This window comes from uncultured Ellagibacter sp., from assembly GCF_934617235.1.
GTDB lineage: Bacteria > Actinomycetota > Coriobacteriia > Coriobacteriales > Eggerthellaceae > Ellagibacter.
On the sequence record NZ_CAKTTZ010000020.1, the window covers coordinates 23,797 to 42,289 of the forward strand.

16 protein-coding genes are annotated in these 18,493 nt (G+C 61.0%); 13 read left to right on the forward strand and 3 right to left on the reverse strand.

Going from position 1 to position 18,493, the window contains the following annotated elements; genetic code table 11:
• Positions 1–36 precede the first annotated feature (36 nt).
• The 5 genes from Q0G85_RS05365 (at position 37) to Q0G85_RS05385 (ending at position 5,476) form a co-directional block, all read left to right on the forward strand.
• On the forward strand, positions 37–492 hold the full coding sequence (locus Q0G85_RS05365; RefSeq protein ID WP_297155446.1) for a YraN family protein: 456 nt from the start codon (positions 37–39) through the stop codon (positions 490–492).
• A complete protein-coding gene (locus Q0G85_RS05370) occupies positions 492–2,063 on the forward strand; it encodes a YifB family Mg chelatase-like AAA ATPase (protein WP_297155478.1) in 1,572 nt (523 codons plus the stop codon). Before Q0G85_RS05365 ends, Q0G85_RS05370 begins: the two co-directional genes overlap by 1 nt.
• On the forward strand, positions 2,060–3,016 hold the full coding sequence (locus Q0G85_RS05375; RefSeq protein WP_297155448.1) for a DNA-processing protein DprA: 957 nt from the start codon (positions 2,060–2,062) through the stop codon (positions 3,014–3,016). Before Q0G85_RS05370 ends, Q0G85_RS05375 begins: the two co-directional genes overlap by 4 nt.
• A gap of 84 nt (positions 3,017–3,100) precedes the next feature.
• The gene (trmFO, locus tag Q0G85_RS05380) at positions 3,101–4,489 is read left to right on the forward strand and encodes a methylenetetrahydrofolate--tRNA-(uracil(54)-C(5))-methyltransferase (FADH(2)-oxidizing) TrmFO (RefSeq protein WP_297155450.1); all 1,389 of its coding nucleotides are present in this window, start codon (positions 3,101–3,103) and stop codon (positions 4,487–4,489) included.
• Positions 4,490–4,492: 3 nt separating this feature from the next.
• Positions 4,493–5,476, forward strand: coding sequence for a tyrosine recombinase (locus Q0G85_RS05385; protein WP_297155452.1), 984 nt, complete (start codon positions 4,493–4,495; stop codon positions 5,474–5,476).
• A 4-nt stretch (positions 5,477–5,480) separates the two neighbouring features.
• Here Q0G85_RS05385 and Q0G85_RS05390 read toward each other — a convergent pair whose 3' ends face one another.
• Positions 5,481–5,849, reverse strand: coding sequence for a nitrous oxide-stimulated promoter family protein (locus tag Q0G85_RS05390; protein ID WP_297155454.1), 369 nt, complete (start codon positions 5,847–5,849; stop codon positions 5,481–5,483).
• Positions 5,850–6,038: 189 nt separating this feature from the next.
• Between Q0G85_RS05390 and uvrA the strand changes: the two genes are divergently transcribed.
• From uvrA to Q0G85_RS05430, 8 genes are all read left to right on the forward strand, one after another.
• Entirely contained in the window at positions 6,039–8,936 is a 2,898-nt protein-coding gene (gene uvrA / locus Q0G85_RS05395; RefSeq protein WP_297155456.1) for an excinuclease ABC subunit UvrA, read from the forward strand.
• Positions 8,926–9,909, forward strand: coding sequence for a DMT family transporter (locus Q0G85_RS05400; RefSeq protein WP_297155458.1), 984 nt, complete (start codon positions 8,926–8,928; stop codon positions 9,907–9,909). The genes uvrA and Q0G85_RS05400 overlap by 11 nt, the downstream gene beginning before the upstream one ends.
• A 283-nt stretch (positions 9,910–10,192) precedes the next feature.
• Positions 10,193–11,842: an ABC transporter substrate-binding protein gene (locus Q0G85_RS05405; protein ID WP_297155460.1), complete on the forward strand. Its 1,650-nt coding sequence runs from the start codon at positions 10,193–10,195 to the stop codon at positions 11,840–11,842.
• A gap of 13 nt (positions 11,843–11,855) precedes the next feature.
• Positions 11,856–12,839 carry an ABC transporter permease gene (locus Q0G85_RS05410; protein WP_297155463.1) on the forward strand — a complete coding sequence of 328 codons (984 nt, stop codon included), beginning with the start codon at positions 11,856–11,858 and terminating at the stop codon, positions 12,837–12,839.
• Positions 12,836–13,690: an ABC transporter permease gene (locus tag Q0G85_RS05415; protein WP_297155465.1), complete on the forward strand. Its 855-nt coding sequence runs from the start codon at positions 12,836–12,838 to the stop codon at positions 13,688–13,690. The genes Q0G85_RS05410 and Q0G85_RS05415 overlap by 4 nt, the downstream gene beginning before the upstream one ends.
• Before the next feature lie 9 nt (positions 13,691–13,699).
• Positions 13,700–14,743, forward strand: a complete 1,044-nt coding sequence (locus Q0G85_RS05420) for an ATP-binding cassette domain-containing protein (RefSeq protein WP_297155467.1) — start codon at positions 13,700–13,702, stop codon at positions 14,741–14,743.
• On the forward strand, positions 14,737–15,345 hold the full coding sequence (locus tag Q0G85_RS05425; protein WP_297155469.1) for an ABC transporter ATP-binding protein: 609 nt from the start codon (positions 14,737–14,739) through the stop codon (positions 15,343–15,345). Before Q0G85_RS05420 ends, Q0G85_RS05425 begins: the two co-directional genes overlap by 7 nt.
• A 164-nt stretch (positions 15,346–15,509) precedes the next feature.
• Positions 15,510–16,598, forward strand: coding sequence for a hypothetical protein (locus tag Q0G85_RS05430; RefSeq protein ID WP_297155472.1), 1,089 nt, complete (start codon positions 15,510–15,512; stop codon positions 16,596–16,598).
• A 170-nt stretch (positions 16,599–16,768) separates the two neighbouring features.
• Here Q0G85_RS05430 and Q0G85_RS05435 read toward each other — a convergent pair whose 3' ends face one another.
• Positions 16,769–17,353 carry a hypothetical protein gene (locus tag Q0G85_RS05435; protein WP_297155474.1) on the reverse strand — a complete coding sequence of 195 codons (585 nt, stop codon included), beginning with the start codon at positions 17,351–17,353 and terminating at the stop codon, positions 16,769–16,771.
• Positions 17,354–17,593: 240 nt separating this feature from the next.
• Positions 17,594–18,493 (reverse strand): Glu/Leu/Phe/Val dehydrogenase dimerization domain-containing protein (locus Q0G85_RS05440; RefSeq protein WP_297155476.1); only part of this gene is annotated, 900 nt, incomplete at its 5' end.

An 18,493-nucleotide genomic window follows, 5' to 3' on the forward strand; every position in this document is an offset into this window, starting at 1 on the left:
CTATGATGGCTCCATTCCCGAGAAAGGAGCACCATCATGACGAATCGCACTGCCGTTTCCGCACCCGAAGAGGATTCCGCCGGCAAGCCCCGGAAATCCAAGAAGGGCTCGTCGCGCCAAAAGAATATGCACAACAAGGACCTTGGTCGCAAAGGCGAGGAAGCTGCTGCGCGTTTCCTTGTGAGACGCGGATATGACATTATCGAGCGCAACTGGACTTGCATCGCCGGTGAGGCGGATATCATTGCCTTAGACGAGGATACGCTTGTCTTTGTTGAAGTGAAGACCAGGTCAAGCGCCGCAAATGGCCTTCCAGGCGAGGCGATCACCAAGGAGAAGCGCACGCGCTACGAGAAGATCGCCTGCCTGTACCTCGAGCACTCGGAGGTGTCGGATGCGCCCGTTCGCTTCGACGTTATCTCGATCACCCTTATCGGTCCCGATCGAGCCTTCGTCCGCCATCATATCGATGCGTTCGGGGTTGGTTGGTGATGTACGGGCGATGCACGGTGCTCGGCGCGACATTGCGCGGGGTCGAGGCGATACCCGTCGACGTCGAGGTCGCGGTTTCAAGCGGGCTTCCGGGCTTTGCAATCGTGGGCATGGGCGATGCTTCGGTTCAGGAGGCGCGTGAGCGTGTGCGGGCAGCCCTGAGGGCGAGCGGATTCCAGATGCCAAGCGATAAGATCGTCGTCAACCTTGCGCCAAGTTCCCTCAGAAAGACCGGGTCTGGGCTCGATCTTCCCATAGCGGTTGCGCTTTTGGCGGCAACGGGGCAGATCGACCGCGCGAGCATAGAGAATCGTCTGTTCGTTGGCGAGCTGTCGCTTGAGGGGTTCGTGCGCGGCGTTGCAGGGTCGCTTGCGTTTGCGCTGTGCGCCAAGAAGAAAGGGTGCTCGCTTGTGTGCGCCGAGGATGGCGAATCGGTGAAGGTCGACGGGCTTGCCCAGTATGGCCTGCGCTTTCTGGGCGGTATGCGCACGGCTGCCGACCTGCCTCTGCTATCTCCCCTTGTGCCCGGAAGCTCTTCTTGCAGCCTTGATTTCTGCGATGTTGCGGGGCATGAAGTTGCCAAACGCGCTCTGCAGATTGCGGCTGCGGGAAGGCATGGGGTGCTCATGATGGGGCCTCCCGGCTCAGGAAAGACCATGCTCGCCTCGCGGCTTCCCTCCCTTTTGCCGCCGCTCTCGCAAGACGAGGCGCTCGAGAGCGCCCTTATGCACTCGGTGGCGGGAGAGTCGATTGCTCCAATCTTGTCGGGTACGAGGCCTTTCCGCAAGCCCCATCACTCGGCGTCGCTTGCGGGGCTTGTCGGGGGAGGGTCCCCGATACGCCCGGGCGAAATCACGCTGGCGCACAACGGCGTGCTCTTCCTCGATGAGCTGTCGGAATTCAAGAGCTCTGTCTTGCAGGGCATCCGTCAGCCTATGGAGACCGGCGAAGTCCGTCTGACGCGGGCCGACGGGACGGTAACGTTTCCCGCCCGTTTTATGCTGGTTGCGGCATCGAACCCCTGTCCTTGCGGGCATTTGGGGGATGAGGAGACGGAATGCACCTGCACGCTCACCCAGGTGAAAAACTACCAAGGGCGCATAGGGGGACCGCTTATGGACCGAATCGACCTGCATCTCGATGTGCGGAGGATTCCCCCAAGCGATGTGATCGCAACGGGGTCGGGGACATCGTCTGAAACGCTTCGGGAAGGGGTGATGAAGGCGAGGGAATTCGCACAATGGAGATTGCTCCACGATGCGGGGGTTCGCATGGCGGCGTCCGATGCTGGCAAAGGGGCGCTCGAACACGATGCGTCAAGGTTCGGGCACGATGCGGGCTCGTCGGGGGCAAGGCGCCCCGCCGATCTGGTACGCGATTGCCATCTCTGCGAATCGAGCCGCGAATTCTTCGAGCAGTCCGCGAAAAGCCATAACATGAGCGGGCGGGCTATCATGCGCACTCTGTCCGTCGCGCGCACCATCGCTGATATGGAGGAATCTCACGAAGTATTGATGCCGCATTTGTGCGAAGCGCTGAGTTTCCGCGTGAGGGAAGGGGTGGGTGCATGAGCCCGACGGTATCGCAATCAGCCGTGCTTTCGGGTCCGCGGACCGTTATCGAGTGTGGACAGGAGGGGTATCCCGAGCGTCTTTCGCGCTGCATCTCGCCGCCTGATCGCCTTTATGTGATAGGCAATGCCGCAGTGCTGCAAAGGCCGTCCCTTTCGGTCGTGGGAGCTCGCAAGGCGACCCCTTATGGGCGCGGCTGCGCGCGGCGCTTCTCGACGCTTGCGGCCATGAGGGACCTTGTGATCGTGTCCGGGGGTGCGCGGGGCTGCGACTCCGAGGCTCACCGTGCGGCAATCGCCGCCGAGTCGCCGACTGTGGCGTTTCTCGGGGGAGGGTGCGATCGCCTGTATCCAGCCGAGAACGCCTCGCTATTCCAGGCGATCATCGATGGCGGTGGTGCCGTTGTCTCCGAGCGCGACTGGACGTTTCCGCCGGTACCGTATGCGTTCCGCGCGCGGAATCGCCTTATCGCGAGTCTTTCTGCAGCGACGCTTATCGTTGAAGCGGGGCTGCCGTCGGGCACGTTCTCGACCGCAGACGAGGCGCTCGCTGCCGGAAACGAGGTCCTCGCGGTGCCTGGATCGATAACGTCGGCGTCTTCTCGCGGGGCGAATCGCCTGATTTCCCAGGGGGCGGTGCCCATCATCGACGATGACACGTTTCTCGATGCCCTGTTCAGCATTTACGGCTGCCTGCGCCAGGAAGTTGTCTGCGATGGTGAATCTGCAGGGGATTCCTCGGAGATTCGGCAATCGGGCGATCCGATTGTTGCCGCGCTTCGGGCCGAGCCTTTGGGCATGGAGAAGCTTCGCGATATCGCGCGGGAGTGCACTCCTGCAGGCGAGGACCCGTGGGTGTGGCTTATGCTGCGCCTGGCGAAGCTCGAGCAGGAAGGGGAGATGGAGCGCTATCCCGATGGGCGCTTCGGTCCGGTGGTGCGCCCTCTGGTATAATCTCACGGCGCGGGCGCGATGCCCGCTCTTTGCACATACAGGCTGGGCACTCTGCCCGAGGCTTTGGCTTTGAGGGAGGAATCGATGGGCGACATTCAGCGCACGGTGCGCGTTTTGGGGGCGGGACTTGCGGGAAGCGAGGCGGCGCTTCAGCTTGCCGATCGCGGCATTCGCGTGGAGCTTGTCGAGATGCGCCCCGAGGTCGGCACCGCTGTCCATAAAACGGGCAATGCCGCAGAGCTCGTGTGCTCGAACTCGCTCAAAAGCACGAACCCCGATAGTGCCGCCGGCATGTTGAAGGCGGAGCTCTCGGCGCTCGGGTCTCACCTCATCTCCGCTGCGATGCGCAACAGGGTGGCAGCTGGCGGCGCGCTCGCCGTCGATCGCGAGGCGTTTTCCGGCGAAGTGACGGAGCTCCTTTCCAGCCACCCTCTCATCGAGATTTCCCGCCGTTTGGTGAAAAACATCGACGAGGAGGCGGTTGGCGTTGATGCCCTTATCGTGGCAACGGGGCCTTTGACCGATGGCGATCTGGCTCGCTCGCTTTGCGAGGCGACTGGTGCCGATAACCTGGCCTTCTTCGATGCTGCGGCTCCTGTCGTCATGGCGGATTCCCTCGATCGGGACAAGCTCTTCTCGCAAAGCCGCTACGAGGAAGGCGCAGGAGACTATCTGAACGCCCCGTTTAACAAGGAAGAATACGAGGCTTTCGCCCAGGAACTCGTGGGCGCCGAGCGCGTGATCAAACGCGAGTTCGAGTCGAAAGACCTGTTCCAGGCGTGCCAGCCTATAGAAGAGATTGCTCGCACGGGCATTGATGCGCCGCGCTTTGGAGCTTTGAAGCCCGTGGGGCTTACCGATCCTCGTACGGGGCGCAGGCCTTGGGCGGCGCTTCAGCTGCGTGCCGAGGATGCGCACGGGGAGAGCTACAACCTCGTCGGCTTCCAGACGAATCTCACGTTCCCTGAGCAGCGGCGCGTGTTCCGCATGATTCCGGGCCTCGAGCACGCCGAGTTCGCACGCTACGGGGTTATGCATCGTAACACCTTCATCAATGCGCCTTCGCTTCTCGATTGCAACCTGCGCTTTCGCACTGAAATCGGGTCGCGGTGGAATATCCCTGTTCATGTGGCGGGGCAGCTTGCGGGAACGGAGGGCTACTGCGAGGCCATTCGATCGGGACTCCATGCAGCGCTCGCTGTTGCCGCTGAGCTTTCAGGAAAAGAACCCCTCCCGCTTCCCGAGGACACAGCGTTCGGTGCGCTTATGAACTACGCGACTGACCCCCAGACGACGGGGTATCAGCCGATGCACGTCAATTTCGGCATCATGCGGCCGCTTGACGAGCGCATTCGCAACAAGCATGAGCGCTATGCGGCCTATGCGCATCGCGGGGCGGCTGCGCTTGAGGGCTATTGCGAGCAACTGCGCCAAAGCGGCCTGCTCGCTTCCAAAGAAGAAGGCACGTGCTAGCCGATGGTCAAGGGAAAAAGAAAGGTCTCCGCGAAGGAGGGCGAGGCTTGCGCCGCAGAGGCTCAAATCGACGATGCGGTTGTGCGCGCCATCGATGATTTCTGCTCTTCGCTCATCGCGGAGCGCAACGCCTCGGAACATACCGTGCGCGCCTATCGGACCGACTTGGGCGACTACGGTCGGTGGGCGTATCGCGAGGGTCTCGATGCGCTTCAGGTGAGCCATCGGGATCTGCGCCGCTATCTGGCGCAACTCGATGCGGCTCGCTATTCGCGCAAGACGATCAACCGCCGTTTGTCGGCGCTGCGCACGTTCTTCCGCTGGCTGAACGTGACCGGTCGTGCGGATGCGAACCCGGCAAGTGCGCTTATCGGCCCGAAAACCGACAAGAGCCTTCCGCAGGTGCTGCGTCCGCGGGAGATGGTGCGCTTGTTGTCGGTCCACGCTTCCTGCGATGCCCGGGGGCGGCGCCGCGAGCAGTCGCTGACTGACATGCGCGACCAGGCGATCCTCGAGTTTCTCTATGCGTGCGGCGCTCGTATCTCGGAAACATCGGGGCTGCTTGAGCAGAACATCGATTTCGACGAGAAGCAGGCGCGCCTGTTCGGCAAAGGCTCCAAGGAGCGCATCGTTCCCTTGCATGACCTGGCTATAGACTCTCTGAGAAGATATGCGCTCGTGGCGCGGCCGAAGCTGCTTGACGGCAAGGAGTGTCCGTTCTTTTTTGTGTCGACGCGTGGCAACCAAATGAAGACCGATGCGATGCGCAAGATGTTCAAGGCGACGGTGCGCGAGGCGGGGCTCGATGATTCGCTTTCGCCGCACGATATGCGCCATACCTTCGCGACCGATCTCCTCAACGGCGGCGCCGATTTGCGCAGCGTGCAGGAAATGCTCGGACATGCTCGGCTTTCCACCACGCAGGTGTACACGCACCTGTCGGTTGAGCGGCTAAAGCAAGTACATGACCAGGCGTTTCCTCGTTAGAAGCTCATTTTCCGAGAAGGTGTCTGATGGCGGCTGCAGGGTGCTTGAAAAGCATGCGCGGACCGGAGAAGCGCATGACGGTGCGAATCGCCTCGCGCTTTGCGGGGGCATAGCAGTGGACGGGGCACGAGTTGCAGTCCTTCTTCTCGTGCATCTTTAAGCAGCGATCCGTTCGCTTCGCGCAGTAGGCGTCGAGCTCGGCGCACGCTTCGCAGAGCGGCTCCCCGCATATGCCGCGAGCTTCGCGCGGCTTGTCTTTGTGGTTTGCGGCGCAGTAGAGTGCAATCATCTGGGAGACGGTTCGTTTCTCCCGCTCGCGCCGCTTTCGAGTTTTCGGTGTGTCTTCCATGGCTAACAGTTTAGCAAATGCCATGCGCCATCAAGGGAACTCCACGGTGGTTGCGCATCCAAGGCGCAAAAGCCGTCTGCGAATGCTTGCGCAGGTTCCCATCCATCGAACATCCTGTGCCGTTTTGGCGAACAGATGTTTTCTCGCAGATGGCTTCGCACGGGCTGCGATACAATCTTGCGGCTGTACGAATTTTCAGGAAGATGAGGGGAAATGGGACAGAACTCGATCGTCATCAAAGGCGCTCGCGAGCATAACCTCAAAAACGTCGATTTGGAAATCCCGCGCGACAAGCTGGTCGTCATAACCGGTCTTTCGGGCTCGGGCAAGTCAAGCCTTGCCTTCGACACGATGTACGCCGAAGGCCAACGCCGCTACGTGGAGAGCCTCTCCAGCTATGCGCGCATGTTCTTGGGGCAGATGAGCAAGCCCGACCTCGATAGCATCGACGGGTTGTCCCCCGCGGTGTCCATCGACCAGAAGACCACCTCGAAAAATCCGCGCTCCACGGTGGGAACCACGACCGAAATCTACGATTACCTGCGTCTTCTCTTTGCACGTGTGGGTATCCCTCACTGTCCGGAATGCGGGCGCGTCATCAAGAAGCAAACTACTGACCAGGTGACCGACGACATCCTGGCGCTCGCCGTCGACGAAACCACGCGCGCAATCATCATGGCGCCTGTGGTCGCCGGCCGTAAAGGCGAGTTCACGAAGCTTTTCGCCGACCTCGCGAAGGAAGGCTTCTCGCGCGTGCGCATCGACGGCGAAATTGTGAAGCTTACGGGCGAGCCCTTCACTCTCAACAAGAAGATCAAGCACTTCATCGACGTCGTCGTCGATCGCGTCGTGTTGAAGAAATCCGCTACAACGCGCATCGCAGAGTCGGTGGAGAACGCAACGAAGCTCGCCGAGGGGCGCGTGCTCGTTCAGGTGCTTGGCCCCGACGGCAAGCCCCAGGGCGAGGCGGGCGGCACGTCGAGCGGCGCTACGGGCGGACTCGGCGCGGGGGAGCATTTGTTCTCGCTTGCGCTTGCCTGCCCTGAGCACGGCCACTCCATGGATGAGCTGCAGCCGCGCGACTTCTCATTCAACGCGCCTTACGGCGCCTGCCCCGATTGCCTGGGCATCGGCAGCCGCGATGAGGTCGACCCCTCGCTCGTGGTGCCCGACCCGTCGCTATCCCTCGACGAGGGCGTCATCGCACCGTTTCGTACGGGAAACTACTATCCGCAGGTCATCAAGGCGGTTGCGGCCCATATGGGAGTTGACTCGTCCACGCCGTGGGAAGACATGCCCCGTCGCGCGCAGAAGGCTATCATGTCGGGCCTTGGCAAGGAGAAAGTGCGCGTCGACTACGTCACCGTCGACGGTCGCGAAACGTATTGGTATATCGAGTGGGAAGGCGTGCTCGCCGCAGTCATGCGTCGCTACCAGGAGGCGCAAACCGACACGCAGCGTGAGCGCCTCGAGCAGTACTTCGCGACGATTCCGTGTCAAACCTGCCAGGGCAAGCGATTGAAGCCCGAGATCCTCGCCGTCACGGTGGGCGGCAAGTCCATCCATGACGTGACGGAGATGTCGGCGGCTGACTCTTATGCATTTTTCAACGGGCTCGAGTTTTCCGGCCAGGCCGAACGCATCGCGGGGCCCATCGTGAAGGAAATCAAGGCGCGACTGAAGTTCCTCGTGGACGTGGGGCTTGATTACCTGACGCTCGAGCGCGCCACTGCTACGCTGTCGGGCGGCGAAGCGCAGCGCATTCGCCTCGCTACGCAGATTGGCGCGGGGCTTATGGGGGTGCTCTATATTCTGGACGAGCCTTCGATTGGCTTGCATCAGCGCGACAACGAGCGGCTTATCGCAACGTTGGAGCACCTGCGCGACCTTGGCAACACCGTCGTCGTGGTCGAGCACGACGAGGATACCATCCGCAGTGCCGACTTCGTGGTCGACATGGGACCGGGTGCGGGCGAGCGTGGCGGCGAGGTCGTTGCGGCAGGAACGCCCGCGCAGATTATGAAGGCGAAACGCTCGCTTACCGCTGACTACCTGTCGGGTCGTCGCAAGATCGAGGTGCCCGAGGTTCGCCGCCACCCCAAGCGGGGGTCCCTCAAGATGACGGGTGCTTCCGAGAACAACCTGAAAAACGTCACGCTCGAAGTCCCCATCGGGACGTTTACCGTGATCACGGGTGTTTCCGGTTCGGGCAAAAGCTCGCTTATCACCGACACGCTTGCGCCCGCCCTGGCCAATCGCGTGAATCACGCCCATCGTCGTACGGGAGCGTATCGCAAGATCACAGGGCTCGAGTCGATCGACAAGGTCATCAACATCGACCAAAGCCCTATCGGCAGAACGCCGCGAAGCAACCCCGCAACCTATATCGGACTATGGGACGACATCCGCGCCCTGTTCTCCTCGACCCAGGAAGCGAAGGCGCGCGGATATGCCCCTGGTCGCTTCAGCTTCAATGTGAGCGGCGGCCGCTGCGAGGCGTGCAAGGGCGATGGCCAGATCAAAATCGAGATGCACTTCCTTCCCGATGTATACGTGCCCTGCGAGGTGTGCGGTGGCCAGCGCTACAACCGCGAAACGCTTCAAGTCACCTATCGCGGCAAGAACATCGCCGAGGTCCTCGACATGACGGTTGAGGACGCTCTTGCGTTCTTCGAGCATATTCCCGGCATCAAGCGCAAGCTTCAAACGCTTTTCGACGTGGGGCTTGGCTATATTCGCCTTGGTCAGGCGGCAACGACGCTTTCTGGCGGCGAGGCCCAGCGCGTGAAGCTCGCCAGCGAGCTCCAGAAGCGATCCACGGGAAAGACCTTCTATATCTTGGACGAACCGACCACCGGCCTTCACTTCGAGGACGTGCGGCAGCTGCTCGTCGTGTTGCAGCGCTTGGTCGACGTCGGTAATACGGTGCTTGTGATCGAGCACAACCTCGACGTGATCAAGTCAGCCGACCACATTGTCGACTTGGGTCCCGAGGGCGGCGAGCGTGGCGGAACTATCATCGCGTCGGGTACACCCGAGGAAGTCGCGCAGGTGGAAGGCAGCTATACGGGTAAGTTCCTCAAAAGGATGTTGGGGGCTCATGAAGGGTAGTTCGGTCGCGAAGGGCGTTTTGCTCACCGCTGGCGGTGCGGTATGCTGGGGTTTTTCCGGCACGTGCGCGCAGCTGCTCATGGACATCTACGGCGTTCCCCTGGCATGGAATGTGTGCGTGCGCTTGGTGTTCGCGTCGCTGCTCTACCTGGTGTTTTGCACCGCGACACACCGTGAAGCGCTCGTGAGCCTTCTGAAGCAGCCTCGTGAATTGGGCAAACTTCTCCTGTTCTCCATTTTCGGCGTTCTGCTTGTGCAGGTGTGCTACCAGGGTTGCATCTCGGTCAGCAACGCGGGCACGGCGACGGTGTTCGAGCGATGTGGCCTTATCCTTATCATGCTTATCACCTGCATAAAGGCCCGTCGCGCCCCGAAGCGTCGTGAGTTCGCGGGGGTCGTTCTTGCCATTATCGGCACGATATGCATCGCGACCAAAGGGAATCTCGGCTCGCTTGCGATTCCTGCCGAAGCGCTTGCGTGGGGCGGGGCGTCAGCTTGCGCGCTTGTCTTTTACACGATGATGCCGGTCCGATTGCTCGAGCGGTGGGGAAGCGTTGTGACCACGACGGTTTCCATGACGATGGCGGCCGTCATAGCGAACGTCGCCATTCAGCCGTGGAACATGCACGTCGAAGTGACCCCCGGCATCGTTGCCGCTATGGCGGCCCTGGTGATTATCGGCACGTTTTTCGCCTACCTGCTGTTCTTACAAGGCGTGAAACTGGCTGGTCCCATGCGCGCCGGCCTTGTCGGCAGCATCGAGCCGGTCGCTGCGATGACGTTTTCCACGCTTTGGCTCGGCACGCCCATCACGCCTTTCGACATGCTCGGCTGCGCGCTCATCGTGGTCATGGTGCTGCTTGTGACACAGCGCGAGGAGAAGGCGCCTGGTGAAGTGGCATCTGCGGATGAGCATGCACCCTCGGGCGGGGTCGAATCCTCTGCCGAGCACGCGAAGCCGGTCGGCGACTAGCGGACGGCAGTGTGTAGCGGGCGCCAGCGTGCAAATACTGGGAACCAGCGTGTAAGGAACGCTAGCCTGCGTTTCCTTCGTACACGGCATCATAGCCGTTGGCCGCGCACCTGCCTTTTAGGGCCGCTTGCTAACTTGGGTTACGAAATCTGAATTCGTAACACTACAGTTGCTTTTCGTCTGCTATAGTGTGTTACGGATTTGATTCTCGTAACACTAGACAAGTGCGCAAAGGGGTTGGAATAGTCGTGCGCCTTTGTCTGACCGACGAAAGGACTTCTCGATGAAAAGCTTCTCTAGGCGAACGTTTTTGCAGGCGGCAGGTGTAAGTGCTGCTGCAGTGGGCTTCGGCGGCGTACTGAGCGCGTGCACGAGCGGCTCGAATGCTGGCAGCTCGAATACTGGTGCTAGCAGCACCGCAAGCGGGGAGCATGCCTCGCAGGTGACTGTCTCTATGCCCGCGAGCAGCGAACCTGCTGCTGGTTTCGACCCGTTCGTCTCTTGGGGCTGCGGCGAGCATGTGCACGAGCCGCTTATTCAGTCCACACTTCTCACCACGAAGGCCGACATGGGCTTCGAGAACGACCTTGCGACCGCATACTCCTGCAGCGACGATGGCTTGACCTGGACGTTCACGATTCGTACGGACGCGAAGTTCACCAACGGCAAGGCGCTGACGGCACACGATGTCGCCTATACGATCAACGGCGTCGCAAACAGCGAGGCGAGCGAGTGCGACTTGACCATGGTCGACAACGCCGTTGCCATCGACGATGAAACGTGCGAGATTCACTTGAACAAGCCCTTTAACGCATTTCTCTACACGCTGGCTGTTATCGGTATCGTGCCTGATGGCGGGCACGGCGGCGACTATGGGAGCAATCCGGTGGGCAGCGGCCGCTACATGTTGGAGCAGTGGGACCACGGTCAGCAGGTTATTCTTAAGGCCAACCCCGACTACTATGGCGACGCCCCGAAGATCGAACGCGTCGTGGTGGTGTTCATGGAGGAGGACGCCAGCTTGGCGGCGGCTCGATCGGGCCAGGTGGACGTTGCCTACACGGTGGCCACGTTCGCCGACCAGCAGCCGGCGGGCTACGACTTGCTCAACTGCGCATCGGTGGACTCGCGCGGCATTTCCCTTCCCACCATCGCGGCGGGTGCGACGAAGAAGCAGACGGGCGAGGAGTATCCTGCCGGCAACGATGTAACGCGTGATCTCGCGTTGCGCCGCGCCATCAACTATGGCGTTGATCGCCAGGCGCTCATCGACAACGTGCTGAACGGGTATGGCGAGGTCGCCTATAGCGTGAGCGACAATATGCCCTGGTCATCTGATGATATGAAATGCGAGCAGGATGTCGCTCGCGCCAAGTCGCTGCTCGATGAGGCGGGCTGGGCTCCTGGATCGGATGGCGTGCGTGTGAAGGATGGCATTACTGCCGCATTCGACTTGTACTATTCATCTTCCGACTCGGTACGCCAGGCGATCGCCATGGAATTCGCCAACCAAATGAGCGAGCTCGGCATCAAGGTGACGCCGAAGGGCGCAAGCTGGGATGACATCTACCGTCACCAGTTCAGCAATCCGGTTGTGTGGGGCTGGGGCTCGAACAGCCCGATCGAGATATACAACCTGAACTACTCGACGGGTAACGGCAACTACGCGTGCTACGAGAATGCGGCGGTGGATGCGCACCTGAACGCCGCGCTGGCCAATCCCGTGATCGCCGACTCGTATGACGAGTGGAAGCTCGCCGTGTGGGATGGCGAGAACGGCGTGGCTCCGCAGGGCGACGCGACATGGGTGTGGTTCGCCAATGTCGATCATTTGTACTTCGTTGCTGATGAACTGAAAGTTGCCGAGCAGAAGCCTCATCCGCACGGGCACGGTTGGTCTATCGTGAACAACGTCGACAAGTGGAGCTGGTAGGACTCGGCTCTCTATGACGAAGTATCTTACTCGACACATCGTGCGGTTTGCGCTGCTGATGCTCGCCGTGGGTTTGGTGGTGTTCGCGCTGGTAAGCGTTTCGCCCATCGATCCCGTGCAGGCGAACGTGGGGCAGGCTGCCTATGTGAACATGTCAGAAGCGAAACGCGCTCAGCTGGCAAGCTACTGGGGCGGCGATGTGCCGTTTTGGGAACGCTTCGTCAACTGGGTAGGTGCCCTTTTCCAGGGGGACATGGGAACCTCGCTGAGATTCAATGCGCCGGTGTCTGAGGTCATCGCGCATCGTGCGGCGAACTCGCTGGCGCTCATGGGCATCGCGTGGCTGCTCAGTGGCGTATTGGGGTTCGCGCTCGGTGTTGCCGCCGGTGCGCGCCGCGGTGGCGCGCTCGACCGCGTGGTGCGCAGCTACTGCTTTCTTCTCGCCTCAACCCCGACATTTTGGCTGGGTCTGCTCGTCTTGATGATCTTCGCTGTGCAGCTTGGGTGGTTCCCCATTGGGTTCTCCGTCCCCATCGGCGTATCGGCGGCGGATGTGACGTTGGCCGACGCGGCGCACCATCTGGTGCTTCCCGCACTCACCCTCTCGGTTATGGGCGTGGCAAACATTGCGCTGCATACGCGCGAGAAAGTGGTTGACGTGCTGGAAAGCGATTACGTGCGCTTCGCACGTGCGCGCGGCGAGTCGGAATTGAGCGTTATTGTGCACCACGGCCTGCGCAACGTCGCTTTGCCGGCTGTGACGCTGCAGTGTGCGTTCATTTCCGAGATCTTCGGCGGCTCGGTGCTGGTTGAGCAGGTATTTTCCTACCCTGGGCTGGGGCAAGCGGCTGTCACGGCAGGTCTTGGCGGCGACGTGGCGCTTCTGGCAGGCATCGCGCTCGTAAGCGCTGCGTTGGTGTTCGGCGGAAACCTGTTGGCTAACATCTTGTATGGCGTGCTCGATCCGCGCATGCGCGTCGGCGAGGGGAGGGCATGATGGAAGACGTGCTTCATGTCCCCGTGCAGCGTCGAGCTGGAAACCGCATGGTCACGTTGTTTGCGTGCGTCGCGGCAGCTTGCGCGTTGGCTGCGGTGGTCGTCGCAGGGCTCTCTTTGTATGGCCAGGCGACGGCCACGGATTTCACCGCGAAGAACTTGGCACCCTCGCTTGCTCACCCCTTTGGAACCGACTGGATGGGTCGCGACATGCTCTCGCGCACGCTCGCGGGCCTGTCCACCAGCGTGTTGGTCGGTTTGCTGGCGGCAACTGTGTCGTCGGTGATCGCGCTCGTGCTAGGCTGTGCTGCCGCACTTGGCGGAAAGCGCGTGGACGCCTTCGTAAGTTGGCTGATCGACCTCATGATGGGCGTTCCCCACATCGTGCTTCTGGTGCTCATCTCCTTTGCAATCGGCAAGGGCTTTTGGGGCGTGACCATCGGCGTTGCCGTGACGCACTGGCCAAGCCTTGCGCGCGTCGTTCGCGCCGAGGTGTTGCAATGCCGCGAATCGAAGTTCGTGGAAGTCGCCCGCAAGCTGGGGCAAAGCCCGCTGCGCATCGCGCTGCGGCATATGGTGCCCTACGTGCTGCCGCAATTCGTCGTGGGACTTATCTTGCTGTTCCCGCACGCCATCCTCCATGAGGCGTCCATTACGTTTCTGGGTTTCGGCCTGCCTCCCGAGCAGCCGGCCATCGGAGTCATCTTAAGCGAATCGATGGGCTACCTGTCCACGGGCGCTTGGTGGCTTGCGGTGTTCCCCGGTTTGGCGCTCATGGCTACCGTGCTGCTCTTCGACGTGGCCGGGCAGAGTTTGCGCAAACTTGTGGACCCGCATACCGCGCAGAAATAGGTGGGGAAGATGCTGACGAAAACGAATGGAGAACTAGCGGCAAAGGCAGCTTCGGCGAGCGAGCCGGTTGAGCTCGCTCACGAGCAAACCGCGCACGAGGATGCACAGCTGCATCATCATCACACGCATGCGGCCACGTCGCACCATGACGGCGGGCATCACTTGCTGCAGGTCGAGGACTTAAACGTGAGCTTTCGCATGTACGACGAGGATGCGCCGTACTTTCGGGCGAAACAGCGCGATGTGCAGGTGCTTCATGGGCTGAGCATCGCTGTCCATGCAGGTGAAATCGTCGCCGTGGTGGGCGCATCGGGGTCGGGCAAGACGCTTTTGGCCGACGCGGTGTTGGGCCTGTTCGAACCTAATGCCACGGTGACCGGGCGCATCTGGTTCGATGGCGTGCGCATGGTTGCTGAAGGTTTGCGGGCGTTGCGAGGCCATGGGTTGTCGCTTGTGCCGCAAAGCGTGAGCCATCTCGACCCCATGATGCGCGTCGGCAAACAGGTTGAAGGCTTCGCAAACGCACTATCGAAGGCCGAGCGGAAAACGCGCCGCGAGCAACTCTTCGAGCGGTATGGGCTGGGCCCTGAAGTTGCGCGCCTGTATCCGCACGAGCTGTCGGGCGGCATGGCGCGCCGCGTTCTTCTGTGCTGTGCGCTCATGGACTCGCCGCGCGTGATCGTGGCTGATGAACCGACGCCTGGGCTCGATCTTGACCTGGCGGTTCTCGCATTGGATGACTTCCGCACCTTTGCCAACGAGGGCAATGGCGTGCTGCTGATCACGCACGACATCGAGCTCGCGCTGCGCGTCGCGGACCGCGTCGCCGTGTTCAAGGACGGAACCGTGGTGGAGGAGACGGCGGTGGCGAACTTCGCCGACCCGAGCCTGTTGCGCCATCCTTTCACTCGCGAGCTTTGGCATGCGCTGCCTGAGCACGACTTCGCTGCTCGATTTGAAGGTGAAAGCGCAGATGAGCGGGTGCGCAAGGGCGCGTCGGACATTCGGGAACGCGCGAGCGCGTCGTGCGATAAGGGAGGCCACCTGTGCTAGAAGCTCGAGATATCACGTTCGGCTATCCCGGCGCCAAGCCGCTCTATGTCGGGTTCGATCTGCAGGTTGAACCTGGTGAGCGCGTGGCCCTCCAGGCTCCTTCGGGGTTTGGCAAAACCACGATATGCCGCGTGCTCGCTGGGTTCGAGCGCCCACAATCAGGCGAGGTGCTCGTTGATGGGCAGCCACTTCCTCGACGCGGCGTGTGCCCGGTGCAGCTGATCCAGCAGCATCCCGAGCAGGCGGTCGATCCGCGTCTGCGCATGCGCAAAACGCTGGCGGAGGCGGGTGAGATCCCCCAACAGCTCCTTGCCAGCCTAGGCATTCGCGATGAGTGGCTGCAGCGCTATCCCCATGAGCTTTCTGGCGGCGAGCTGCAGCGCTTCTGCATAGCCCGCGCGCTTGCCACGCACCCGCGCTACCTGATCTGCGACGAGGTCTCGACCATGCTGGATGCGGTCACGCAGGCTCATATCTGGCGCGTGTTGCTAGATTACGTCGATCAGGAGAGCGCCGGCATGTTGCTCGTTTCTCACACTCCCGCGCTCACGGAGCGCGTAGCGACTCGGAAAGTGGTGTTGACGAAGGTCGCGCCGCGATAAGCGAGCAATTGGTTCCCCTGGTGCCTGCGCAGCTTCGATCGGCGGATTTCACCTGATTGGACGCGCTTGAGGGCGGCTCGGATGCAGCCTGGCATCGAGATTGTTTGTCTTCCCTTGACGGGGGGCTGGTATGCCATGTTCGTTTGCCTATAATGAACGCTGCTATGGAAAAGACATCCCGAGAGAAAATCGCGCTCATCGTATTCCTCATCCTTGCTATTGGGATGGGTTTCATCCTGTTCGGCTACGTGTTTGCGGGCCATTCGTGGAACGTCACTGCCTCGAACATCGACGATGCGTTCGGCAATATGGATGGCTATACCGCCATCGTCTACGAAGGAACTATCGAAGAGGAAGAAAGCGTCGCGCAATCGACGAATTCTGCGGCGTCGGCTGCTAACTCGAAAGATGCGGGGGGGACTGGGGCGCTTCCTGCGGACTCGAAGGCGGGGGACGGCCAAGCCTCCTCCTCCGATGGCAACCAAGCCTCCTCCTCCGATGGCAACCAAGCCTCCTCTTCCGATGGCAATCAGGCCTCCGCGTCTTCTTCCGAAAGCGGCCAGGCGTCTCCTGCCGCTTCGTCTTCTAACAAGCAGGCTGCTTCTTCCAATGCCAGCTCGAACGAGAATTCAGCTTCCTCGAATAGCGCAAGCGCGCAGGAGAACGGCTCTGCCAATCAGGGAGTTTCAACTGCATCGGAGCCTGTTGCTGCGCAAGCCTCCGCGTCCGAAAGCGTTGCCGGGGAAGGTGCTTCTGCAACTGTTTCCCCTGATGGCACCTCGGATTCCCAGGCGAGTTCCGCCGCTCCGCTCGCGGGACACAAAAAGGAGAAGGAACCGGTCGCGCTCTCCGACGTCGATGAGCTCTACCAGGCCAAGGGCGCGAACGTCCTCTCGCTTAGCACAGGGAACATCGCCACCTACGAAGAGGGCACGATCTTAAAACGCGGCGGTAAGCGCTATGGCATCTTCTCGGTTACCCATGAGTGCTCGAGAATCCTTATCGACGAGAAGGTGAAGTACTTCACCGACCAGAAGGTCGACTACGTCATCGCCCTTTGCCCCGAAGAGTCGTACCTCAAGAATGCTGAGAACATCGACATCGTTATCACCACGAAGGATGCGAAGATTTCGTCCATGGGCGAATCGAGGAACGGCGTCTTCTACGTCAGCACGCCGAAAGTCGGCTCGGTTGGGGCGATTCTCATTTCGCCGAGCAACGTCGTTTCAGCGAAGACCATCTCCGAGCTGTAAACCCTCTGCGGTTATCTCTGCTGCTCGGTAATTAGCAGCGACCGAAACAGCAAGCGACCCCGTCAGGTGCATCTGGCGGGGTCGCTTCGTGAATCGCCTTCCCGAAAAGGGTCAGGCTATTCGGGGTTCCAACATCTGATCAATCGACGCTCCCCCTGGATGGGCCGTCGCTATTTCAAGACGATGTTCTCAAGCATCGGCAGTGCGTCGTTCCAATCGACTTTGGATCCTACGACCACGCCAACCGTCAAACCGGAAGGCGCCTTAGTGAACAGGTTGACGGTGCCGTTGGATGCGGTATGGCGCACCCAGGTGATGCCGTTGATGTCGATTTCGTCAATGACGCCGTCTTTCTTGGAGCCCATTCTGGCTTCCGCTTCGGTCATCGGCTCGGTCTTGAACGTGCGAATGTCAATGAAGGTGAAGCTGTCGTCGCCAAATATGAACTCGCACTCTTCGTACTTCTCGTTCATCGATCTGGTGCCGGGTTTCCAGCCACCAGTTGGCTCTAAGCTGTACGAAGGATAGTCGACGCCGGTTTTGGCCTCAACGGCGGGCTCAGGGGTCTCTTCGGCTTTCGGCTCTTCTGCGGGCTGCGTCGTGGCTGCGTCGTCGCTCGCTTTCTTCTGCTCCTCGGCGCCACCGCCGCAGCCTGCCATCGTGAACGCAAGGGCTGCCGTCAGCGCGACGGCGGGCACACCGAGCGCAATCTTCTTCATCGCGGTCTTCAACATCTTCATCACTCCCTTTCCCATTGCATCGTGTAAGCCGCTTCGCATTTCGCCCTTCCCGACGAAGTCAGCTTCTACGGTTATTGTGCCTTGCGGGGTCACGTCTACGAAGTGACCAGCGGCCCAAACGACGCATGTTCGCGTACCTTACGGCCAAGATGCAGGGGAAATAGAGCTTGCTTGCCCCGTTTTCGGGACTTCAGGCATGAAAAAGGCGGGCTCCGAAGAACCCGCCTTCCCGAAGAATATTCTTTTGGCTTCTGCTTACACGATGCCCTGAGCCATCATAGCGTCGGCAACCTTCTTGAAGCCGGCGATGTTGGCGCCCATCACGTAGTTGCCTTCGTGGCCGTATTCCTTCGCCGTGTCGTCGACGTTGTGGAACATGCCGCGCATGAGCGTCTCGAGCTTTCCGTCAACTTCCTCGAACGTCCAGGAAAGATGCTCGGCGTTCTGGCTCATTTCGAGGCCGGACACGAGCACGCCGCCCGCGTTTGCTGCCTTGCCGGGGAAGAACGCGACGCCGTTTTCCTGGAGATACTCGGTCGCTTCGATCGTGGTCGGCATGTTGGCGCCTTCGCCAACCGCCTTGCAACCGTTCGCAACGAGGGCCTTTGCGTCCTCGAGGCCGAGGGTGTTCTCGCGAGCGCAGGGAAGCGCGATGTCGCAGGGGAGCTGCCACACGCCGCGGCCGTCCTCCGCGTGCCACGTCGCACTCGGGCGTTCGTCGACATACATCGCGAGCGTGACGCCCTTGTCGTGGCCAGAGCGCTTCTTGTTGTAGACGTGCTCGAGCACCTGGTAATCGATGCCTTCTTGGTCCTCGACCCAGCCATGGGTGTCGGAGCAGGCGACCACTTTGCCGCCGAGCTGCGAAACCTTCTGGATTGCATAGATGGCCACGTTGCCAGAGCCATGCACGACGACGTTTTTGCCCTCGAAGGAGTCGCCCTTGCTCTTGAGGTACTCGTCGACGAAGTAAACAAGGCCGTAACCGGTTGCCTCGGTGCGGGCGAGCGAGCCGCCGAAAGAGAGGCCCTTGCCGGTGAGGACACCCGTCCACTCATTGCAGATGCGCTTGTACTGGCCGAACATGTAGGCAACCTCGCGGCCGCCAACGCCCAGGTCGCCGGCGGGAACGTCGGTGTTGGGGCCGATGTGGCG